The 18778-nt window shown below is 75.9% G+C and carries 13 protein-coding genes and 1 tRNA gene; 9 read left to right on the forward strand and 5 right to left on the reverse strand.

The window, feature by feature from the left end; genetic code table 11:
* The first annotated feature begins 288 nt into the window (after nucleotides 1-288).
* From ACIBPC_RS09260 to ACIBPC_RS09300, 9 genes are all read left to right on the forward strand, one after another.
* Nucleotides 289-375 (forward strand) — tRNA-Leu (locus ACIBPC_RS09260).
* A 322-nt stretch (nucleotides 376-697) separates the two neighbouring features.
* Complete coding sequence (locus tag ACIBPC_RS09265; protein WP_398842351.1) at nucleotides 698-1765, forward strand: DUF3344 domain-containing protein; 1068 nt, start codon at nucleotides 698-700, stop codon at nucleotides 1763-1765.
* A gap of 14 nt (nucleotides 1766-1779) precedes the next feature.
* On the forward strand, nucleotides 1780-2976 hold the full coding sequence (locus tag ACIBPC_RS09270; RefSeq protein WP_362964076.1) for a glycosyltransferase: 1197 nt from the start codon (nucleotides 1780-1782) through the stop codon (nucleotides 2974-2976).
* Nucleotides 2973-4406: a sugar transferase gene (locus ACIBPC_RS09275; protein WP_398842353.1), complete on the forward strand. Its 1434-nt coding sequence runs from the start codon at nucleotides 2973-2975 to the stop codon at nucleotides 4404-4406. Before ACIBPC_RS09270 ends, ACIBPC_RS09275 begins: the two co-directional genes overlap by 4 nt.
* Nucleotides 4406-5749, forward strand: a complete 1344-nt coding sequence (locus tag ACIBPC_RS09280) for an O-antigen ligase family protein (RefSeq protein WP_398843023.1) — start codon at nucleotides 4406-4408, stop codon at nucleotides 5747-5749. Before ACIBPC_RS09275 ends, ACIBPC_RS09280 begins: the two co-directional genes overlap by 1 nt.
* Nucleotides 5746-7338 (forward strand): lipid II flippase MurJ, encoded by a 1593-nt coding sequence (locus ACIBPC_RS09285; RefSeq protein ID WP_398842355.1) that lies wholly within the window; start codon nucleotides 5746-5748, stop codon nucleotides 7336-7338. Before ACIBPC_RS09280 ends, ACIBPC_RS09285 begins: the two co-directional genes overlap by 4 nt.
* Entirely contained in the window at nucleotides 7328-8083 is a 756-nt protein-coding gene (locus ACIBPC_RS09290) for a polysaccharide deacetylase family protein (RefSeq protein WP_398842357.1), read from the forward strand. The genes ACIBPC_RS09285 and ACIBPC_RS09290 overlap by 11 nt, the downstream gene beginning before the upstream one ends.
* On the forward strand, nucleotides 8080-9171 hold the full coding sequence (locus ACIBPC_RS09295) for a glycosyltransferase (RefSeq protein ID WP_362964066.1): 1092 nt from the start codon (nucleotides 8080-8082) through the stop codon (nucleotides 9169-9171). The genes ACIBPC_RS09290 and ACIBPC_RS09295 overlap by 4 nt, the downstream gene beginning before the upstream one ends.
* Nucleotides 9168-9932, forward strand: a complete 765-nt coding sequence (locus ACIBPC_RS09300; RefSeq protein ID WP_398842358.1) for a lipopolysaccharide biosynthesis protein — start codon at nucleotides 9168-9170, stop codon at nucleotides 9930-9932. Before ACIBPC_RS09295 ends, ACIBPC_RS09300 begins: the two co-directional genes overlap by 4 nt.
* Before the next feature lie 407 nt (nucleotides 9933-10339).
* Here ACIBPC_RS09300 and ACIBPC_RS09305 read toward each other — a convergent pair whose 3' ends face one another.
* From ACIBPC_RS09305 to ACIBPC_RS09325, 5 genes are read right to left on the reverse strand one after another with little or no spacing between them, the layout of a single operon-like run.
* A complete protein-coding gene (locus ACIBPC_RS09305) occupies nucleotides 10340-11092 on the reverse strand; it encodes an SDR family NAD(P)-dependent oxidoreductase (protein WP_398842360.1) in 753 nt (250 codons plus the stop codon).
* Nucleotides 11093-11110: 18 nt separating this feature from the next.
* The gene (locus ACIBPC_RS09310) at nucleotides 11111-12643 is read right to left on the reverse strand and encodes a GAF domain-containing sensor histidine kinase (RefSeq protein WP_398842362.1); all 1533 of its coding nucleotides are present in this window, start codon (nucleotides 12641-12643) and stop codon (nucleotides 11111-11113) included.
* Nucleotides 12644-12657: 14 nt separating this feature from the next.
* Entirely contained in the window at nucleotides 12658-16197 is a 3540-nt protein-coding gene (cydD, locus tag ACIBPC_RS09315; RefSeq protein WP_398842363.1) for a thiol reductant ABC exporter subunit CydD, read from the reverse strand.
* A gap of 41 nt (nucleotides 16198-16238) precedes the next feature.
* Entirely contained in the window at nucleotides 16239-17234 is a 996-nt protein-coding gene (gene cydB, locus ACIBPC_RS09320; RefSeq protein ID WP_398842365.1) for a cytochrome d ubiquinol oxidase subunit II, read from the reverse strand.
* 9 nt (nucleotides 17235-17243) lie between these two features.
* Complete coding sequence (locus ACIBPC_RS09325; protein WP_398842367.1) at nucleotides 17244-18749, reverse strand: cytochrome ubiquinol oxidase subunit I; 1506 nt, start codon at nucleotides 18747-18749, stop codon at nucleotides 17244-17246.
* Nucleotides 18750-18778 lie beyond the last annotated feature (29 nt).

Here is an 18778-nt window from a genome sequence, read left to right on the forward strand (position 1 = left end):
TGTCCCGGGCGCGCGCCTGAAGCGGTAGTGCTTACCGATCGTATCCACGCGCGGGACGATCAGCTGGTTCCCCTGCACGCACCGCCCCACCCCCGGATCGTAAGGGGGGAGCAAGCAACAGTGTCGCGCATGCGGGGAGGGAATGCGGAGGGGGCGGAGCGGAGGCGGCTCCCCGGGCCGGGGCGGCGGATACGAGGGTGAGACGGCCTGCGGATGCGTGTTAGCCTTCTGGATGTCGGCGGCTCGCCGGTCACTTGGACCGGAGGACGAGGCGCCGCTGGTGCACATGCGCGGGTGGCGGAATAGGCAGACGCGCTGGATTCAGGTTCCAGTGCCCGAAAGGGCGTGGGGGTTCAACTCCCCCCTCGCGCACCAGTGATCAGGGTCCTTGCTCCGGAGACGGGGCGAGGGCCCTTTCGCGTGGGCGAGTTCGGGCGGGCGGGTCGCGCGCGGGCCCGCCGGCCGGTGAGGTGTGAGGCGTCTCACCTCGGGGGCGGGGGTGCGCTCGGGGTCGGGCGGGGGTGCCGGGCCGTCGGACGGGTGCGGGGGAGCTGCGGGGCTCGGTAAACATAAATCCCGTTCATATGAAAATCCCAGAATGACCTTGTGTGTTCGCCGCCGCGCGTTTTACGTGATTTCGCTTTTGTTCTCTGTCATGGTTTTCCACGCCTGCCGGAGAGAAATCTGGAGTTGTGCCATGAAGCGGATCGCGTTGTACCTCCTCTCGGTTTTCGCGCTGCTGTGCGCGGCGGTACCCACGGCGGTCGCCGCGCCAGGTGACGGGCTGCCCGCGCCGTTCGCCGAACGCTTCCGCGCCGTGCAGCACGGCGGCTTCGCGCGGGCCGCCAACGCGGTGATCACCTGCGGTACGGCCGCCGCCGACGGGGCCCCCGACTGCGCCGACGCCCAGGCGGGCGGGACCGCGCGTTCCGGCCAGTACGCCATGGCGTACATCGACACGGACGACGACGCCAACACGTACAACTCCAGCAGCGCGGAACTCCGGCTCCCGCCCGGATCACGCGTCAGCTACGCGCGGCTCTACTGGAGCGCGAATATCCGCGTCGGCGAACTGAAGCCCTCGGCCGACAACGGCCGAATCCTCCTCGCCGAGCCCGGCGGACGCTACAAGGAAGTCCTCGCCGACTCCCCGGTCGGCCAGCGCGACTCCGGCGAGGACTCCGTCTTCTCCGCCTCGGCCGACGTGACCGCCCTCGTCCGCTCCTCGCGGCCAGGCGCGTGGACCGTCGGCCAGATCAACACCGCGGGCGGCCACTCGCCCGAGGGCGGCTGGGGCGGCTGGACACTGGTCGTCGCCTACGAGAACCCCGACGAGCCGCTGCGCGAGCTGGTCCTGTGGGACGGCCTGGAGACGCTCGGCCAGGGCCGCGAGCTGAGCCTCGCCGCCGACGGCCTCGACGTCCCCGCGGGCGCGGACGGACGCCTCGGCCTGGTCGCCGGAGGCGGCGACCGCGGCGTGGACGGCGACCAGGTCACGGTCCGCGTCCCCGGCGGTCCCACCACCCCGCTCGCCGACGCGGCCAACCCCGCGGGGGACGTCCTGAACGGCACCGTCAGCGACCTCGGCGACCCGCGGACGGCCAGGACCCCCGCGTACGCCCACACCCTCGGCTACGACGCCGACGTGCTCGACATCTCGCACGCCCTGACCGACGGCGCGGACGGCCTCGGCGTCGGCCTCGGCGGCGGGCGGGACAGATACCACCTCGGCGCCGTCTTCCTCCAGGCCGCCGTCCGCTCCTGACCCCGGAGAGCCGCGTGTCCCCCACCGACGCCGCGCGCGGCGGCCCGCGCGCACTGACCGTCGCCCACCTCGTCCAGCCCGTCGAAGGCGGCGTCGCCCGGGTCGTCACCGACCTCGTGCGGGCGCAGACCGAGGCGGGGCTGCGGGCCGTCGTCCTGTGCCCGTCCGACGGGCGGCTCATGCGCGCCGCCGAGGCGGCCGGGGCCGAGACGCGGCTGTGGCTCGCGGGCCGCGCCCCGGGGCCCGACCTCCCGTGGGAGGTCCACTGCGCCGCCCGCGCGCTGCGGAAGCTGCGCCCGGACGTCGTCCACCTGCACAGCGCCAAGGCCGGGCTCGCCGGGCGGCTGGCGCTGCGCGGCCGCGTCCCGACCGTCCACCAGCCGCACGCCTGGTCGTTCCAGGCCGTCGGCGGGCCCACGGCGGCGTGGGCGCGGCGCTGGGAGCGGTACGCGGCGCGCTGGACCGCGAGCCTGCTGTGCGTCAGCGAGGCGGAGCGCGAGGAGGGGCTGCGGGCGGGGGTGCGGGGCCGGTACACCGTGGTGCCGAACGGGGTGGAGACCGACCGTTTCCCGCGCGCGGGCAGTGTCGCGCGACGGCAGGCGCGTGCGGCGCTCTCGGCGGTCCACGCGCTGCCGCAGCGCGCGCCGCTCGTCGTCTGCGTCGGGCGGCTGACCCGGCAGAAGGGGCAGGACCTGCTGCTGCGCGCCTGGCCCGAGGTGGCCGCGCGCGTGCCGGGCGCCCGCCTGGCGCTGGTCGGCGACGGACCCGAACGGGACGCGCTGCGCCGTGCCGCAGGACCTGGCGTGCTGCTCGCGGGCCACTCGGACGACGTCCTCCCCTGGTACGCGGCGGCCGACGTGGTCGTCCAGCCGTCCCGCTGGGAGGGCATGGCACTGGCGCCGCTGGAGGCGATGGCGGTCGGGCGGCCCGTGGTGCTGACCGACGTGGGCGGCGCAGGCGAGAGCCTCCCGGCCGGGCACCGGGCGCGCTGCCTGGTGCGGCCCGAGGTGCCCGGCGCCCTGGCGCTCGCGCTGGCCGCGCTGCTGGGCGACGCGCATCTGCGGCGGCGGCTCGGCGACGAGGCGGCGGAGCACGTACGGGCGGCGCACGACGCACGGCACACCGCCGCGGCGTGCGTGCGGCTGTACCGCGAGCTGACCACCGTGGTGCCGCCGCGCGCGCCGGAGGCGAAGGAGTACCTGCGGCGATGACCGTCGAAGGGACGACGCGCAGCCCCGCCGTCGTCATCGAGCCGCCGCGCGTACCGCCCGCCGCGCCTGTCGCGGCGGGTGGCGCGGGGAGCGTACGGCGCGGGGGGCCGTCCCGTACGGGCCGCAGACTGGCCGCCGCGGATGTGGGCGCCATGCTGGGGACTGCGGGCTGGGTGCTGCCCGCCGGGCTGCTCGGGCCGGGGGTGCGCGCGTCCGTGGTGCTGCTGCTGGGGGCGGCGCTGCTGCTGGCGTTGAACGCGTGGAACGCCGCCGCGCTGTACCGGCCGGTGCTGGGGGCCGGGGTACTGGAGGAGTGCCCCCGGGTGTTCGGGCACGGTGCGGTCGCCTGGTGTGTCGCCGACGCCGTGACGGGCGCGGCGCTGCCGATGACGGCGATCGCTGCGCTGGTGGCCGGGCACGGACTGACGGCCGCTGCCGCGCGCGGGGTGGTGCACGCCGCGCACCGGCGGTCCGCACGGCGCAGGCCGCGTTCGACGCTGGTCGTGGGGACCGGGCCGCTGGGGCAGCGCGTCGCGGCGGGGCTGGTGCGGCAGCCGGAGTACGGGCTGCGGCCCGTGGGACTCGTCGGCCCCGTACCGCGCAGACTGCCCACCGTCGCCCCGCTGCCCGTACTGGGGACGCCGGGCGATGTCGTCCGCGCTGTGATCCAGAACACTGTGCGCGACGCAGTGTTCATCCAGCCCCCGCGCCCGGAACTGCTGCGGCTCTTCTGGGCCAGGGGATGCGTCGTCTGGCAGGTGTGCGCCGAGCCGCTGACCGCGCGCGGCGCTGCCGGGAACCTCCTTGGCTTCCCCTGCCGCCGCGTCGACCCGCCCCGCGAGTACGGGCCGGGGCGCCTCATGAAGCGCGCCCTGGACATCGCGGTCGCCGCCACCGCGCTGGCGCTGACGGCCCCGCTGATGCTCGCGTGCGCCCTCGCCGTACGGGTCGCGGACGGGCCTGGCGTCCTCTTCCGGCAGGAGCGCGTGGGCCAGGACGGGCGGCGCTTCGTGATGCTGAAGTTCCGCACCCTGCGGCCCGCCGACGAACGGGAGGCCGCCACCCGCTGGTCCATCGCCGACGACCCGCGCGTCTCGCCGGTGGGGCGGCTGCTGCGGCGCAGCTCCCTGGACGAACTCCCCCAGCTGTGGAACGTCCTGCGCGGCGACATGAGCCTCGTCGGCCCCCGCCCCGAACGCCCGCACTTCACCGAGCGCTTCAGCCGCGCGTACCCCGGCTACGCCGAGCGGCTCAGGATGCCCGCCGGCATGACCGGGCTCGCCCAGATCAGCGGCGCGCGGGGCGCGGCGTCGTCCATCGAGGACCGCACGCGCTTCGACAACCTGTACATCGAGACCTGGTCGCTGTGGCAGGACGTGCGGATCATGCTGCGCACCACGGCGGCGTGCCTCAGGGCCGGGGGCAGCTGATGGCGGTCCTGCTGAGGAACGCGGCCCCCGCGGTCGCCGCCGTCCGCGCCGGGGCGTACCGGCGGCTCGCGCCGCTGCTGGCGACCGTGCTGCTGCTCGCGGTGCCCGGCGGGCGGTGGAACGTCGGCGGCGGGCAGGTCGCGGCCGCCGACCTCGCGTCCGTGGTGCTGGTCGGCGCGTGCGTGGCACTGCTGTTGCGCGGGGAGGGCCCGCGGCTCGGGCGGGTGGCAGTGCTGGTGCTGGGGGCGCCCGCTGTGGCGTTCGCCGTGGTCACGGTCGCGTCGGGTGACCCGGGCGGGAGCGTGCCCGGCTTCGTGCGGCTGCTCCAGACGTTCGTGCTGGTGCCGCTCGCGGTGGTGGTGCTGCTGCGTGACGCGCGGGATGTGCGGGCCGTGGCGTGGGCGGTCGTGGCGGTGGCGCTGGTGCAGGGGGCGGTGGGGACGTGGCAGTACGCGACGGGCGCCGGGGCCTCGTACATGGGGCAGAACGTGCGGGCGGTCGGGACGTTCGGGCCGCAGAACGTGATGAGCATGGCGACGGTCGTGGCGTACGGGCTCGTCGCCGCCCTGTGCCTGGCGCTGGCACCGGCGCCGGGCGCGTCGCGCCGGTGGCGGGGTGTCGCGCTGGGGTGCGCGGGGGTGCTCGCGGCGCCGCTGACGGTGTCGTTCAGCCGGGGCGCGTGGCTTGCGACGGCCGTGGCGGTCCTCGCGGTGGTGCTGCTGGCCGCGCTCCTGGGCGGGCGGCGCATGCGGCGGGTGCTGCTGGCGGGGCTTGGCGCAGTGGTGCTGCTCGGCGGGGGCGCGGCGCTCGGGTCGGGGATGGTGGGGGAACGGCTCAGCAGCATCGGCGATGTGGCGGGCACGCCCGACCAGTCGGTGATCGACCGGTACGCGATGTGGGACGCGGCGCTGGGGATGTGGCGGGACGAGCCGTGGACAGGGGTCGGGCCGAAGGGTTTCGCCGGTCTGCGGGACACGCATGCGTCGGTGGCGCTGTCGGGAGGCAGTGACACGGCGGGCGCCGGGCAGGAGTTCGCCCGCCAGGAACTGCTCTCACCGCACAACATGTACCTGCTGGTCCTCAGCGAGCAGGGTCTGCTGGGCGCGACCGTCCTGATCGGCGCCTGGGCGGCACTGCTGACGGCCGGGGTGGCACGGCTGTGGCGCCGGGGCATCGCGGTGGGCGGGCTGCTCGGCACGGGACTGCTGGTGTGGCAGCTGGTGCACTTCCTGTACGGCGACACCGGCGGGCCGACGACGGTGCTGACCGCCGTCGCGTTCGGCCTCGCCGCCCGCTGGTCGGCGGGACCGGCGGGACCGGCGGAGCGGGGCGTCCGGGCATGACCGGGCTGCTGGACGCGCCCGCGCGGGAGACGGCGGAGGCCGCCCCGGCGCGGGCGGAACGGTTCGTCGCCCGCGCCGCCGCCGTCACCGCGCTGCTGACGGCGGCCGGGGCGCTGTGCGGGCTGCTGCGCGACCAGATCGTCGCCCACCTCTTCGGCGCGGACGGCGCGACCGACGCGTTCCTCGTCGCGTGGACCGTCCCCGAGTTCGCCGCGACGCTGCTGATCGAGGAGGCGATGGCGCTGGTGCTGGTGCCCGCGTTCAGCCTGGCGCTGGCCCGGGGCGGCGGCGCTGTGCGCGAGCTGGTCGCGGGTACGTTCCCCCGGCTGCTCGCGGTGCTCGCCGGTGCGTGCGCGGCGCTGCTCGCCGGGGCGCCGCTGCTCGTACGGCTGCTGGCGCCGGGGCTGGCCGACCCGGCGCTGGCCGTGGACTGCACGCGGCTGACCGCGCTGAGCGTGCTGACGTTCGGCGTCGCCGGGTACTTCAGCGCCGCCCTGCGCGCCCACCGCCGCTTCCTGGCCCCCGCCGCCATCTACGTCGCCTACAACGCCGGGATCATCGCGGCCGCGCTCACCTTCCACAGCCTGTGGGGCGTACGGGCGGCCGCCGCCGGGGTGGCCGCCGGGGGGACGCTGATGGTCCTGCTGCAACTGCCCTTCTTCCTCCGCCTGCTGCCCCGCCCGTCCGCCCGGCGGGCCGCCGCGGGCGCGGGGGGCGGCGTACCCGTCGCGTTCGCCGTGATCGCGCCGGTGGCGCTCTTCGCCGTGGGGCGGCAGGCGCAGGTGCTGGCCGAGCGCTTCCTCGCGTCCGGGCTGCCCGCCGGGGCCATCTCGCACCTCAACTACGCGCAGAAGGTCGCCCAGATCCCGATGGTGCTGTCCCTGATGGTCTGCACCGTCACGCTGCCGCTGGTCGCCCGCGCGCTGGCCGAGGGCGACACGGAGGGCGCCAGGCGGCGCGTCGAGCGCGACCTCGCCCTCGCGGGGGTCGTCGTGCTGCTCGGCGCGGCCTACGTCGTCGCGTACGCCCCGCAGATCACCGGGCTCCTCTTCCAGCGCGGGGCCTTCGACGCCGAGGCGACGGACGCCACCGCCCGCGTGATGCGCGTGTACGGCCTCGGGCTGCTCGGCCACGCGCTGACGGGCGCGCTGGTACGCCCGTTCTTCTCCACCGCGCGCCCTGCCTGGTTCCCGCTGGCCGCGATGGTCCCCGGGCTGCTCGTCACCGTGGCGGGCGGACTGCTGGCCGTCCCCCACTGGGGCGCGCCCGGTATCGCCGCAGCCAACGCCGCGGGCATCACCCTCACCGCGCTGCTCCTGCTGCACGGCCTGGCCCGCCGCGCCATCCCCATCGACACCCGCCGTGTCCTCGGCACCCTGCTGCGCCTCACCCTGGCCGCCACGCTGGCCACGGGCGCCGGCCTCACCCTGGCCGCCCTGCCAGGCCCCGCCGCCGCACCGCTGCCCACCGCCGCCGCGGGACTGCTCGTCGTACCCGCCGTGTTCGCCGCCGCCGCCCACGCCCTGCGCGTGCCCGAGGCGGCACTGCTCGTCTCCGCACTCAAGCAAAGGTTCGCGCATGCCCGCTGACGCCCAGCACACCCCGCTGTGGGTGCTGATGTACCACTCCGTCGACTACGCCGAGTCCGACCCGTACCGCATCACCATCACCCCCGACCGCCTGCGCGAACAACTCGTCTGGCTACGGCGGCGCGGACTGCGCGGCGTCTCCATGAGCCACCTGCTGCGCGCCCGCGCCGCAGGGCGCGCCGACCGCCTCGTCGGCCTCACCTTCGACGACGGCTACCGCGACTTCCTTGACTACGCCGTCCCCCTGCTGCGCGGCCACGGCTGCACGGCCACCGTCTTCGTCCTCCCCGGACGCCTCGGCGGCAGCAACGCCTGGGACGCCGAAGGCCCCCGCAAACGCCTCCTCAACGCCGACGGCATCCGCGCCGCCGCCGAGGCCGGGATGGAGATCGGCTCCCACGGCCTCGCCCACGTCTCCCTGCCCGCCCTCCCCGACGACGAGCTGGAGCACGAGATCCGCCAGAGCCGCGCCCTGCTGCGCGACATCACCGGCGCCGACGTGCCCGGCTTCTGCTACCCCTACGGCGCCGTGGACCAGCGCGTCGCCGACGCCGTACGGGACGCCGGGTACGCGTACGCCTGCGCCATCAGCCCCGGCGCGCTCACCGGCCGCTGGGCCCTGCCACGCGTGCACGTCGGCGAGTCCGACTCGGCGCGGCGCCTGCGCATCAAGCACTGGCTGCACCCGATCCGCCGCCGGGCCGTCCGCCTCGAACCGACCCCGGCGGGCGGTGGCACGCGGTGAGACGCGGTCTGCACATCATCACCGGGCTCGGCGTCGGCGGGGCCGAGCGGCAGCTGCGCGCCCTGCTGCGCCGCATCCCGTTCCCCTGCGACGTCGTCACCCTCACCAACCCGGGCCCCGTCGCCCGCGACCTGCGCGCCGACGGCATCCGCGTCACCCACCTCGGGATGCGCGGCAACCGCGACATGTCCGCGCTGCCCCGCCTCACCCGGCTCATCCGCGACGGCCGCTACGACATCGTCCACACCCACCTCTACCGCGCCTGCGTCTACGGGCGCCTCGCCGCCCGGCTCGCCGGGGTGCGCGCCGTCGTCGCCACCGAGCACTCGCTCGGCGAACGCCGCATCGAGGGCCGCCCGCTCACCCAGGGCACGCGCGCGCTCTACCTGGCCAGCGAACGCCTCGGCTCCGCGACCGTCGCCGTCTCCGCCGCCGTCGCCGGGCGGCTGCGCGCCTGGGGCGTGCCGCCGGGCCGCATCCACGTGGTGCCCAACGGCATCGAGGCCGCGCGCTTCCACTACGACCCGGCCGCGCGCGCCGCCGTACGGGAGCGGCTCGGCGTGCCGCCCGAGACCGTGGTGGTGGCCGGGGTGGGGCGGCTCGTGCCGGGCAAGGGCTTCGCGACGCTGGTGCGGGCGCTGGCCGCGCTGCCGCCGGACGCGTGGCTGGTGCTCGCCGGGGACGGGCCCGAGCGTGAGGCGCTGCTGGCGCTGGCGCGGCGGCTCGGGGTGGCGGACCGGATGGTGGTGACCGGCGAGTGGCCCGACGTGCCGGGGCTGCTGTCGGCGGCCGACGTGTTCGTGTCGCCCTCGACGGAGGAGACGTTCGGCCTGGCGGTGCTCGAAGCGCTCGCGGCGGGGCTGCCGGTCCTGCACGTGAGCTGTCCCGCGGTGGACGAGCTGCCGCGGCAGGAGGCGCCGGGCGCGCGGCGGGTCGGGGCGGGGGCCGCCGAACTGGCCCGCGCGCTGCGGACCGAGCTGGGGCTCGGCGTACGCCGGCTGCCGGTCCCGGCCGCCGTGCACCGCTACGACATCGACCACGCCGCCGACCGGCTGCTGACCGTCTACGAGGGGGTGAGCCGGCGGTGAAGGGGGTGCAGGCGGTGGAGGCGGTGAAGGGGAGGCTGGCGTCCGCGCTCCCGCTGCTGCCCCTGTGGGCCGGTCTCGTGTGGCTCGGCGCCGTGGAGCGGGCGCGGAAGGCGGCGCGGCGCCTGCCAGGCCGCGGCAGGCCGTGGACCGCCCCGGCGCTCGGCCTGCTCCTCGGGGTCGCGGCGGGGGCGTCGTACGCGGCGGTGACGGAGCGGGAGTACGCGGCGAGCGGCTTCGCCGTGGTCGCGGCGGCCGAGGGCACCGAGCACGCCGAGGCGGTCGGGATCGCCCAGTCCTACGGGCGCATCGCGACGAGCGACGCCGTGCTGCGCACCGCCCACACCGACGCCGGGGTGGACACCGCCGTGCTGCGGGGGCGGGTCAGCGCCGTCACCTCGCCGGACGCGCCGGTCATCGAGATCACGGGCCGCGCCCCCGACGCGCGGGACGCGGCGCGGGCGGCCAACGCGGTGGCGCGTGCGCTGGCCCGCTACGCGGACGCGGCGGCGGAGGCGACGGGGACCGACGTGCGGCAGATCGCGGAGGCCGTCGCCCCGGCGGAGCCGGTGACGCCCCGGCCGGTGGTCTCGGCGGCCGTCGGCGGCTGCGCGGGCGCGGTGGTCGGCTGCCTGGTGCCGCTGGCGCGGCGGCAGGGCCGTCCCGGCGGCGGGGGCGGCGGTACGGACGCCGGGGACCGTCCGCCCCTGCCCGCGCAGCCGGGGAGCGCGCTGCCGGAGGAGCCGGTGCGGCTGACGGCGTGACGGCGGGCGGGTGCCGACGCGGCCTCCGCCCCCGTCCGCGTTCCCGTCCACCGGTACTCGATCACCCCCGCCGGGGCGCGAACGCGGAAGGGGACGACGGGCGCGTCCGGCGACCTCCCGCCAGGAGCCCCAGGCGAACAGGGCAGGCGGCAGGAACGCCAGCGCCACTCCTGCGCCTGGTCGTGGCGGGACCTGGTCGGCCGGACAGTGGTTGCCGACATCGCGGATGACGACGTCGGGGAACGCCCGGACGACGCCACTCAGCACGAACAGGACGCCCACGACGGACAGCCGATCCCGTCCGGACCGCCCGTGCCGGTGGGGAAGCCGCCCGGCCTTCCCGGTCCGGCGAAGGACGCGGCCCGTGCCGCCCGGCACCGGTCGGCCATCTGCGCGCGGCGCGGTGGTCAGCGGCCGGGGAACGCGCCGCCGTCCACGCGGATCACCTGCGCCGTGACGTGCGACGCGGCGTGCGAGGCCAGCCAGTGCAGCGTCTGCGCGACATCGCCCGGATGCCCCGCGCGGCCGTCCAGCGTCTCCCCGATCCGCTGCGCCCGCCGCTCCGGCGGCATGCTCTCCCCGAAGAACTCGGTGTCCTCGACATAGCCGGGCGCCACCACGTTCACCGTCACACCGCGCGGCCCCAGCTCGGCGGCGAGGGCCAGCGCGTACGGGTGCAGTGCCGCCTTCGCGCCCGCGTAGGCGGCGCTGCCGCTGCCGCGGAAGGCGGCGATCGAGGAGACGAACAGCAGCCGCCCGCCCGGGGACGCGAGCCGGTCCTTCAGCGCCTCGGTCAGCAGGACGGCGGTCAGGACGTTGCCGCGGAAGGCCGTCGTCCAGGCGTGGGCCGTCCTGGTCAGCGCGTCGGCGCCCTCGCCGGGCCCCGGCTCCAGGGCACCGCTGCCGCCCGCCGCGTGCACCAGCACGTCCACGGCGCCGAACCTGTCCGCGACGAACGCCGCCACCCGCGCCGCGCCCTCGGGACCGCCGAGGTCGGCCGGGCAGGCGACCGCGCCGTCCACCGCCTCCGCCGCGCGGGACAGCGCGCCCGCCCTGCGGCCGACGAGGACGCACGTGTCGCCTTCACGGGCGAAGGCGTGTGCCGTCGCCAGGCCGATCCCGGTCCCGCCGCCGCTGATCACCACTGTCCGTCCCGCCATGACCGGGACGTTATCCGGTCACCGGGGGACCCGCCATGTGAGGGTCGTGCCCCTGCCGTCAGGTCCCGGGGCGACCCACGCGTCACCGCCGAGGGTGAGGGCGCGGTCCCGCAGGTTCCGCAGGCCGCTGCGGCGTTTCTGCTCCGGCGCGATGCCCACGCCGTCGTCGGTGACCGTGAGGGTCACGGCGGGCCGGTCGTCCGGCAGCGGGGCGATCGCGTCGACCGTGACGTCCACCCGGGACGCGCGGGCGTGCCGGGCGGCGTTGGACAGGCCCTCGCGCAGCGCCGCGATCAGCTGCGCCTCGACCGGGGCGGGGACCAGGGCGTCGACCGGGCCCGCGAAGGACACCGAGGGGGCGAAGCCCAGGGTTTCGGCCGCCGCGCCCGTCTCGCGCAGGACGCGGGTGCGCAGCCCGCTCGGCGTCTCGTCGGGCGACTGCTGGAGGGCGAAGATCGCGGTGCGGATCTCCTGGATCGTGGCGTCCAGCTCCCGGATCGCGGTCTCCAGGCGGTCGGCGGCCTCGGGCACGGCGCGGCCCGCGCCCTCCAGCACCATGCCGACGGCGAACAGCCGCTGGATCACGAGGTCGTGCAGGTCGCGCGCGATGCGGTTGCGGTCCTCCAGCACGGCCAGCTGCTCGCGGTCGCGGCGGGCGCGGGCGAGCAGCAGCGCGAGCGCGGCCTGCTGGGCGAACTGGGTGGTCATCGCACGTTCCGGCACGCTGAACGGCGGCGCGCCCGGCGTGCGGGTGAGGGCGAGGGCGCCGAGGACGGTCCCGTCGCTCGCCAGGGGCAGCAGCAGGGCGGGGCCGAGCCCGATCGCCGCCCGGTCGGCGTCGATCCTGGGGTCGCCCGCCGGGTCCTCGATGTCGAGCGGCTCGCCCGCCAGGACCTGCCGGACGGCCAGGGCGTGGCCGGGGATGACGGCGCCGATCAGCTCGAGGGGCGCGTCGGCGCTGGCGGCCACGACGCGGAGGTCCCGGTCCTCGGTCGGTTCGAGTACGGCGCCGGTCGCGGCGGAGGCCAGCCTGCGGGCCTGCTCGGCGACGACGGTCAGGGCGTCGACCTCCTCGTCGGCCAGCAGCGCGGTGGACAGTTCGAGGCTGCTGTCCATCCAGCGGGACTGCGTGCGGACGGCGGCGTGCAGCCGCGCGTTGCCGAGCGCGATGCCCGCCTCGGTCGTCAGGATGCGCAGCAGCTGCCGGTCCTCGGCGGTGAACGGGCGGCCGTCCGCGCGGTCGGCGACCTGGAGCGCGCCGAATTTGGCGCCGTGCACCAGGAGGGGGACGTGCAGGATGCCGGGCGAACGGGGGGACGTGCCGTCGAGCAGGGCGCGGACGAGCCGTTCGGGGGAGGGGCCCGTGCCGTGGGTGACGAGGTGGCCGATGCCGTTGCCGTCCTCGTTGAGCACGGCGAGGGCGGCGTACCGGGCGCCGGTCAGCTCGGCGGCGGTCCGCACCGTGTGGTCGAGCACGGCGGCGGGCTCGGTGTCGCCGCCGATGAACTCCATGGCCCTGAGCAGCCTGGGGATCGGTATCCGCTGCCGCATGACAGCGAGCGTAATCAATCGGACAGAAGGGCGAAAGTCGGGATTTCCCGGGCGGGTGCGGTGGGGGGTGTCCCCGCCTCGGCCGCCCGTTCGCGGAGCAGGAGCCGGCGGAACGGCCCCTCGGCGGCGGCCAGGCCGGCGTACGGGCCGCGCTGGACGATCCGGCCGTGGTCCATGACCAGCACCTCGTCCACGGCGTCGAGTCCGGTGAGGCGGTGGGTGATCAGCAGGGCGGCGCGGCCCTCCGTGGCGGCGAGCAGGTCGTGGGTCAGGGCGTCGGCGGTGGGCAGGTCCAGGTGCTCGGCCGGCTCGTCGAGGATCAGGACGGGGAAGTCGGCGAGCAGGGCGCGGGCCAGGGCGAGGCGCTGGCGCTGGCCGCCGGAGAGGCGTGCGCCGTGTTCGCCGACGGGGGTGTCGAGGCCGCCGGGCAGTTCGTCCACCCAGTCGAGGAGGCGGGCGGCGGCCAGCGCGTCGCGCAGGGCGGCGTCGTCGGCGCCGGGGGCGGCGAGCCTGAGGTTCTCCCTGAGGGTGCTGTCGAAGAGGTGGGCGTCCTGGGCGCACAGGCCGACGAGGCGGCGCACGGCGTCGCCGTCCAGGTCGGCGGCGTCGGTGCCGCCCAGGGTGTAGCTGCCGCCGGTCCGGTCGAGGAAGCGCAGCAGGCAGTGGGCGAGCGTGGTCTTGCCCGCGCCGGAAGGGCCGACGACCGCGATGCGGCGGCCTGGGGTGAGGTCGAGGTCCACGCCGTCGAGGGCCGGGACGGCCGCCTCCGCGTGGCGGGCGGTCAGGCCGCGCACGGTGAGGGGGAACGGGCTGTCGGGTGCCGGCGCCGGGTGCTCGGGCTCCTGCACGGGGGCGGGCGCGTCGAGCACGTCCAGCAGGCGTTCGGCGGAACGGCGGGCCCGCTGCCGGTATGCGACGGCGAGCGGCAGGCCCGCCACTGCCTCGAACGCGGCGAGCGGGGTGAGGACGAGTGTCGCCAGCCAGACGCCCGGCTCGGCGGGGACGGCGGCCCAGGCGACCGCGGTGACGGTCAGTCCGCTGATCAGGGCGAGCAGCCCGCCGCCCAGGGCCTGGGCGGCGGCCGAGCGTGCCGCCAGCCGGGTCAGGCGCCCGTCGGCGGCGGCGACGGCGGCCTGGCGCGCGGGCAGGGCGCCGGCGACGGTCAGCTCGTCCGTGCCGGTGAGCAGGTCCACGGTCGCCGTGGCCAGTTCGCCGCGCGCGGGGGCGAGGCGGCGTTCCGTCCGGCGGGCGACGCGGCCGGTCAGCAGGGGGACGCCCGCGCCCGCCGCGAGCAGCCCGGCGGCGAGGACGGCACCGGCGGCAGGCAGCAGCCAGCCGGTGAACAGGACGGCGGCCGCGCTGACGGTGACCGCGCCCGCCAGCGGGAGCAGCCAGCGCAGGAAGTAGTCCTGGAGCGCGTCCACATCGGCGACGAGCCGGGAGAGCAGGTCGCCGCGCCGGGTGCGGCCGAGGCCCGCGGGGGCCAGCCGCTCCAGCCGCCGGTAGACGGTGACGCGCAGCCCGGCGAGGACGCGCAGCACGGCGTCATGGCTGAGCAGCCGCTCCGCGTAGCGGAACGCGGCGCGGCCGATGCCGAACGCGCGGGTCGCCGTGACGGCGACCAGCAGGTAGAGGACGGGCGGCTGCTCCGACGCGCGGGAGATCAGCCAGCCCGAGGTGGCCATCAGGCCGACGGCGCTCGCCAGCGCCAGCGCGCCCAGCAGGGCGGCTAGGCCGAGCCGTCCCGCGTGGGGGGCGCCCGCCGCGCGGACCCAGCGGAGCGGCGAGGCGGCCCGCGCGGTCGCGTCCTCGGTGGCGCTCACGGCTGTCAGATGCCCCGGGTCTGCCGGGTCTGCCGTGCCGTCCCGGTCCGCCGGGGCGGCCGGGCGGGGCTCACCACGGGCCGCCGCGTCGGCCGGGACGCCGGGTATGCGGCCGTTGGGGTGGGTTGGTTTCACGTGAAACACCCGATCGGCGGCGGCGAGCAGCGCGGGCCGGTGGGTGACCAGCACGGTGGTGCGGCCCGCCGCCAGCCGCCGGATCGCCGCGACGACCTCGGCCTCGGTGTCGCCGTCGAGCGCCGCCGTGGGCTCGTCCAGCAGCAGGACCGGCCGGTCGGCGAGGAACGCGCGGGCCAGCGCGACCCGGCGGCGCTGACCGGCGGACAGCCCGGCGCCGCCCTCCCCCAGCCGCCGCGCCGGGTCGAGATCGCCGGCCGCCGCCTGCCGCAGCGCCTCGGCCACCGACCGGTCGTCCGCGTCGGGGCGGGCCAGGCGCACGTTGTCCGCGACCGTCCCGGCGAACAGGTGCGGGTGCTGGGGCACCCACGCGATGCGCCGGTGCCAGTCCGCCCGGTCGTACGCCGCGAGGTCCCGGCCGTCGAGCAGGACGCGCCCCGACGTGGGGCGTACCAGGCCGAGCACGGCGGCCAGCAGCGTGGACTTGCCGCCGCCCGAGGGGCCGGTCAGCGCCACCGTCTCGCCCGGCGCGAGCTTCAGGCTGACGGGGGCGAGCGCGTCGGCGTCCCGGCCCGGGTAGCGGACGGCCAGCCGGTCGAGGGTGAGGGTCGCGCCGTCCGGCACCGGCGCCGTACCGGTGGCCGGGGGCTCGGTCTCCAGCAGCGCGAAGACCTCGTCGGCGGCCGACAGCCCCTCCTGCGCGGCGTGGAACTGCGCGCCGACCTGCCGCAGCGGCAGGTACGCCTCCGGGGCCAGGATCAGCACGACGAGGCCGGTGTAGAGGTCGAGTTCGCCCGACACCAGGCGCATGCCGATGCTCACCGCGACCAGCGCGACCGAGATCGTGGCGAGCAGTTCGAGGGCGAAGGAGGAGAGGAACGCGATCCGCAGCGTCCGCAGGGTGGAGCGCCGGTAGTCGTCGGTGATGGCCCGGATGTTGGCGGCCTGGGCCTTGGCGCGGCCGAAGACCTTCAGCGTGCCGAGCCCGCCGACCACGTCGAGGAAGTGGCCGCCGAGCCGCGTGAGCTGCCGCCACTGCCGGTCGGTGTGCGCCTGGGTGGCCCAGCCGATCAGGGCCATGAACAGCGGGATCAGCGGCAGCGTGGCGGCGATGGTGGCCGCCGACACCCAGTCGTCGGTGACGATCCGCGCCAGCACCGCGACCGGGACGACGGCGGCGAGCCCCAGCTGCGGCAGGTAGCGGGCGAAGTAGCCGTCCAGGGCGTCGATGCCGCGGGTGGCGAGGGTGGCCAGCTCGCCCGTCGACCGCCCGCCGCGCTCCGGCAGCCGCCCGGCGTGGGCCAGCAGCCGCAGCCGCAGCTCGGACTTCACCGCGGCGGCCGACCGGTGCGCGGCCAGCTCGGTGAGGTACGCCACCAGGCCGCGCCCGGCGGCCGTGGCGGCGAGCAGGAGCAGCGGGGTGCGCAGCTCGCCGAGGTCGAGTCCCCGGGTGAACGCGTCGGTGACGATTCCGGCGATCAGCACGGCCTGGCCGATGACCAGGCCCGCGTTCGCCAGGCCGAGCGCCACCGAGGCGGCGAGAAAGCCGCGGGTGGCCCGTGCGTACCGCAGGAGGCGGGGGTCGATGGGCTTCATGTCCGGTCAGCCTTCGTGAGGTGAGCAGGGACGAGCGGGAGTCACGGCGCGATGTGCTGCGTGCCGACGCGCTTGCGGAAGACCCAGTAGGTCCAGCCCTGGTAGAGGACGACCACCGGGGTGGCGAGCACGGCGCACCAGGTCATGATCTTCAGCGTGTACGGGGCGGAGGCCGCGTTCTCCACCGTCAGGCTCCACGCGGGGTCGGTCGAGGAGGGCATGACGTCGGGGAAGAGGGCGAGGAAGAGCGTCGCCACCGTGGCCACCACCAGCAGACCCGAGAAGATGAACGCCCAGCCCTCGCGCCCGGCCGCGTTCGCCGCCAGCGCGGCGGCCAGGGCCGCGACGGCGACGGCCACGGCGGCGAGGCTGCGGACGTTGCCGCTGTCGCCCTGCGTCCACAGCAGGCAGGCGCCCGCGACGACGGCGGTCGCGATGCCGAGCCCGCCCGCCGCGCGGCGCGCCCGCAGCCGTATGTCGCCGGTGGTCTTCAGCGCCGCGAAGACCGCGCCGTGGAAGGTGAAGAGGAGCAGGGTCGCGAGGCCGCCGAGCAGCGCGTACGGGCCGAGCAGGTCGGTGAGGCCGCCCGTCATCTCGTGGTCCGCGTCGATGGGCACGCCGCGCACGATGTTGGCGAAGGCCAGGCCCCACAGGAACGCGACGACGAGCGAGCACCAGAAGATGGCGCGTTCCCAGTTGCGCTGCCAGCTCTCCGAGGACCGCTTGGCCCGGTACTCGAAGGCCACGCCGCGCACGATCAGCGCGACCAGGATCAGCAGCAGCGGCAGGTAGAAGCCGGAGAACAGCGTGGCGTACCAGTCGGGGAAGGCCGCGAAGGTCGCGCCGCCCGCCGAGAGGAGCCAGACCTCGTTCCCGTCCCAGACGGGGCCGATGGTGTTGATCAGGACGCGCCGCTCGGCGCGGTCGCGGGCCAGGGTGCCGCTGAGCACGCCGATGCCGAAGTCGAAGCCCTCCAGGAAGAAGTAGCCGACCCACAGCGTGGCGATGATGACGAACCAGATGTCGTGAAGTTCCATCGCGCGCTCCTAGTACGAGAACGCCATCGGGCGGTCGGCGGTGTCGTCGCCGCCGATCCGGCTGGGCGGATTGAGATCGGACTCGGTCAGCTCGGGCGGCCCCGCCTTGGCGTACTTGACCATCAGCCGGACCTCGATGACGGCGAGGACGGCGTACAGGGTGGTGAAGGTCAGCAGCGAGATCAGCACCTCGGCCTGCGACACACCGGGCGAGACGGCGTCCGAGGTGCGCAGCAGCCCGAAGACCACCCAGGGCTGGCGGCCGGTCTCGGTGAAGATCCAGCCCCAGGCGTTCGCGATGAGGGGGAACAGCATGGTCAGCAGGGCGATCCGCCAGTACAGGGCGGTCAGCGCGGGGCCCAGTTCCCGGTCGCGGGTGAGGGCGAGGCGCGGCCGTTCGTCCTCGGTGGTGCGCAGCCGCTCCGACAGCCACAGCTTCCTGCGGGTGAGCCACAGGCCGATGCCGCCGAGCGTGGCCGACGCCATGCCGAAGCCAATCATCCAGCGGAAGCTCCAGTAGGCCACCGGGATGTTGGGGCGGTAGTCGCCGGGGCCGTACAGCTCCTGCATGGCCTCGTTGGTGTCGTTGATGCCGGGGACGGCCTCGGTGAAGTTGTCGTGGGCGAGGAAGGACAGCAGCCCCGGCACCTCGACGGTCACCGTGTTGTGGCCCTTGTCCACGTCGCCGACCGCGAAGAGGGAGAACGGCGCGGGCGCCTCGGTGTCCCACAGCGCCTCGGCGGCGGCCATCTTCATCGGCTGCTGCTCGTACATGATCTTGCCGAGCCGGTCGCCGGTGAAGGCGGTCAGCAGTCCCGCGGCGACCATGGTGATCAGCCCGAGCCGCAGCGAGGTGCGCATGACGGCGACGTGCTTGCGGCGCATCAGGTGGTAGGCGGCTATGCCGACCATGAACGCGCCGCCGGTGAGGAACGCGGCGGTGATGGTGTGGAAGAACTGGGCGACCGCGGTGTTCTGTGTCAGGACGGCGAAGAAGTCGGTCAGCTGCGCGCGGCCCGTCTCCTCGTCGATCCGGTAGCCCACCGGGTGCTGCATCCAGGAGTTCGCGGCGAGGATGAAGTACGCCGAGAGCACGGTGCCGACCGCGACGGTCCAGATGGTGGCCAGGTGCAGCTTGGGCGGGAGCTTGTCCCAGCCGAAGATCCACAGGCCGATGAAGGTGGACTCGAAGAAGAAGGCGATCAGCGCCTCGAACGCCAGCGGGGCGCCGAAGACGTCGCCCACGAAGCGCGAGTAGTCGGACCAGTTCATGCCGAACTGGAACTCCTGGACGATGCCCGTCACCACGCCCATGGCGATGTTGATCAGGAAGAGCTTGCCCCAGAACTTCGTCGCCTTGAGGTACTTCTCCTTGCCCGTCCTGACCCAGGCGGTCTGGAGGCCGGCCGTCAGGGCGGCGAGGGAGATCGTCAGGGGGACGAAGAGGAAGTGGTAGACGGTCGTGATGCCGAACTGCCACCGCGCCAGGGTCTCCGGGGCGAGTGCGAGGTCCACGTCGGTTCCCTTCCGCGGGTCTGCGGGTG

Source organism: Streptomyces sp. NPDC049879, assembly GCF_044461265.1.
Classification (GTDB): domain Bacteria; phylum Actinomycetota; class Actinomycetes; order Streptomycetales; family Streptomycetaceae; genus Streptomyces.

Coding starts and splice junctions, on each gene's coding strand:
- ACIBPC_RS09265 (WP_398842351.1), top strand. CDS start 698: ATGAAGCGGATCGCGTTGTACCTCCTCTCGGTTTTCGCGCTGCTGTGC.
- ACIBPC_RS09275 (WP_398842353.1), top strand. CDS start 2,973: ATGACCGTCGAAGGGACGACGCGCAGCCCCGCCGTCGTCATCGAGCCG.
- ACIBPC_RS09280 (WP_398843023.1), top strand. CDS start 4,406: ATGGCGGTCCTGCTGAGGAACGCGGCCCCCGCGGTCGCCGCCGTCCGC.
- ACIBPC_RS09285 (WP_398842355.1), top strand. CDS start 5,746: ATGACCGGGCTGCTGGACGCGCCCGCGCGGGAGACGGCGGAGGCCGCC.
- ACIBPC_RS09290 (WP_398842357.1), top strand. CDS start 7,328: ATGCCCGCTGACGCCCAGCACACCCCGCTGTGGGTGCTGATGTACCAC.
- ACIBPC_RS09305 (WP_398842360.1), bottom strand. CDS start 11,092: ATGGCGGGACGGACAGTGGTGATCAGCGGCGGCGGGACCGGGATCGGC.
- ACIBPC_RS09310 (WP_398842362.1), bottom strand. CDS start 12,643: ATGCGGCAGCGGATACCGATCCCCAGGCTGCTCAGGGCCATGGAGTTC.
- cydD (WP_398842363.1), bottom strand. CDS start 16,197: ATGAAGCCCATCGACCCCCGCCTCCTGCGGTACGCACGGGCCACCCGC.
- cydB (WP_398842365.1), bottom strand. CDS start 17,234: ATGGAACTTCACGACATCTGGTTCGTCATCATCGCCACGCTGTGGGTC.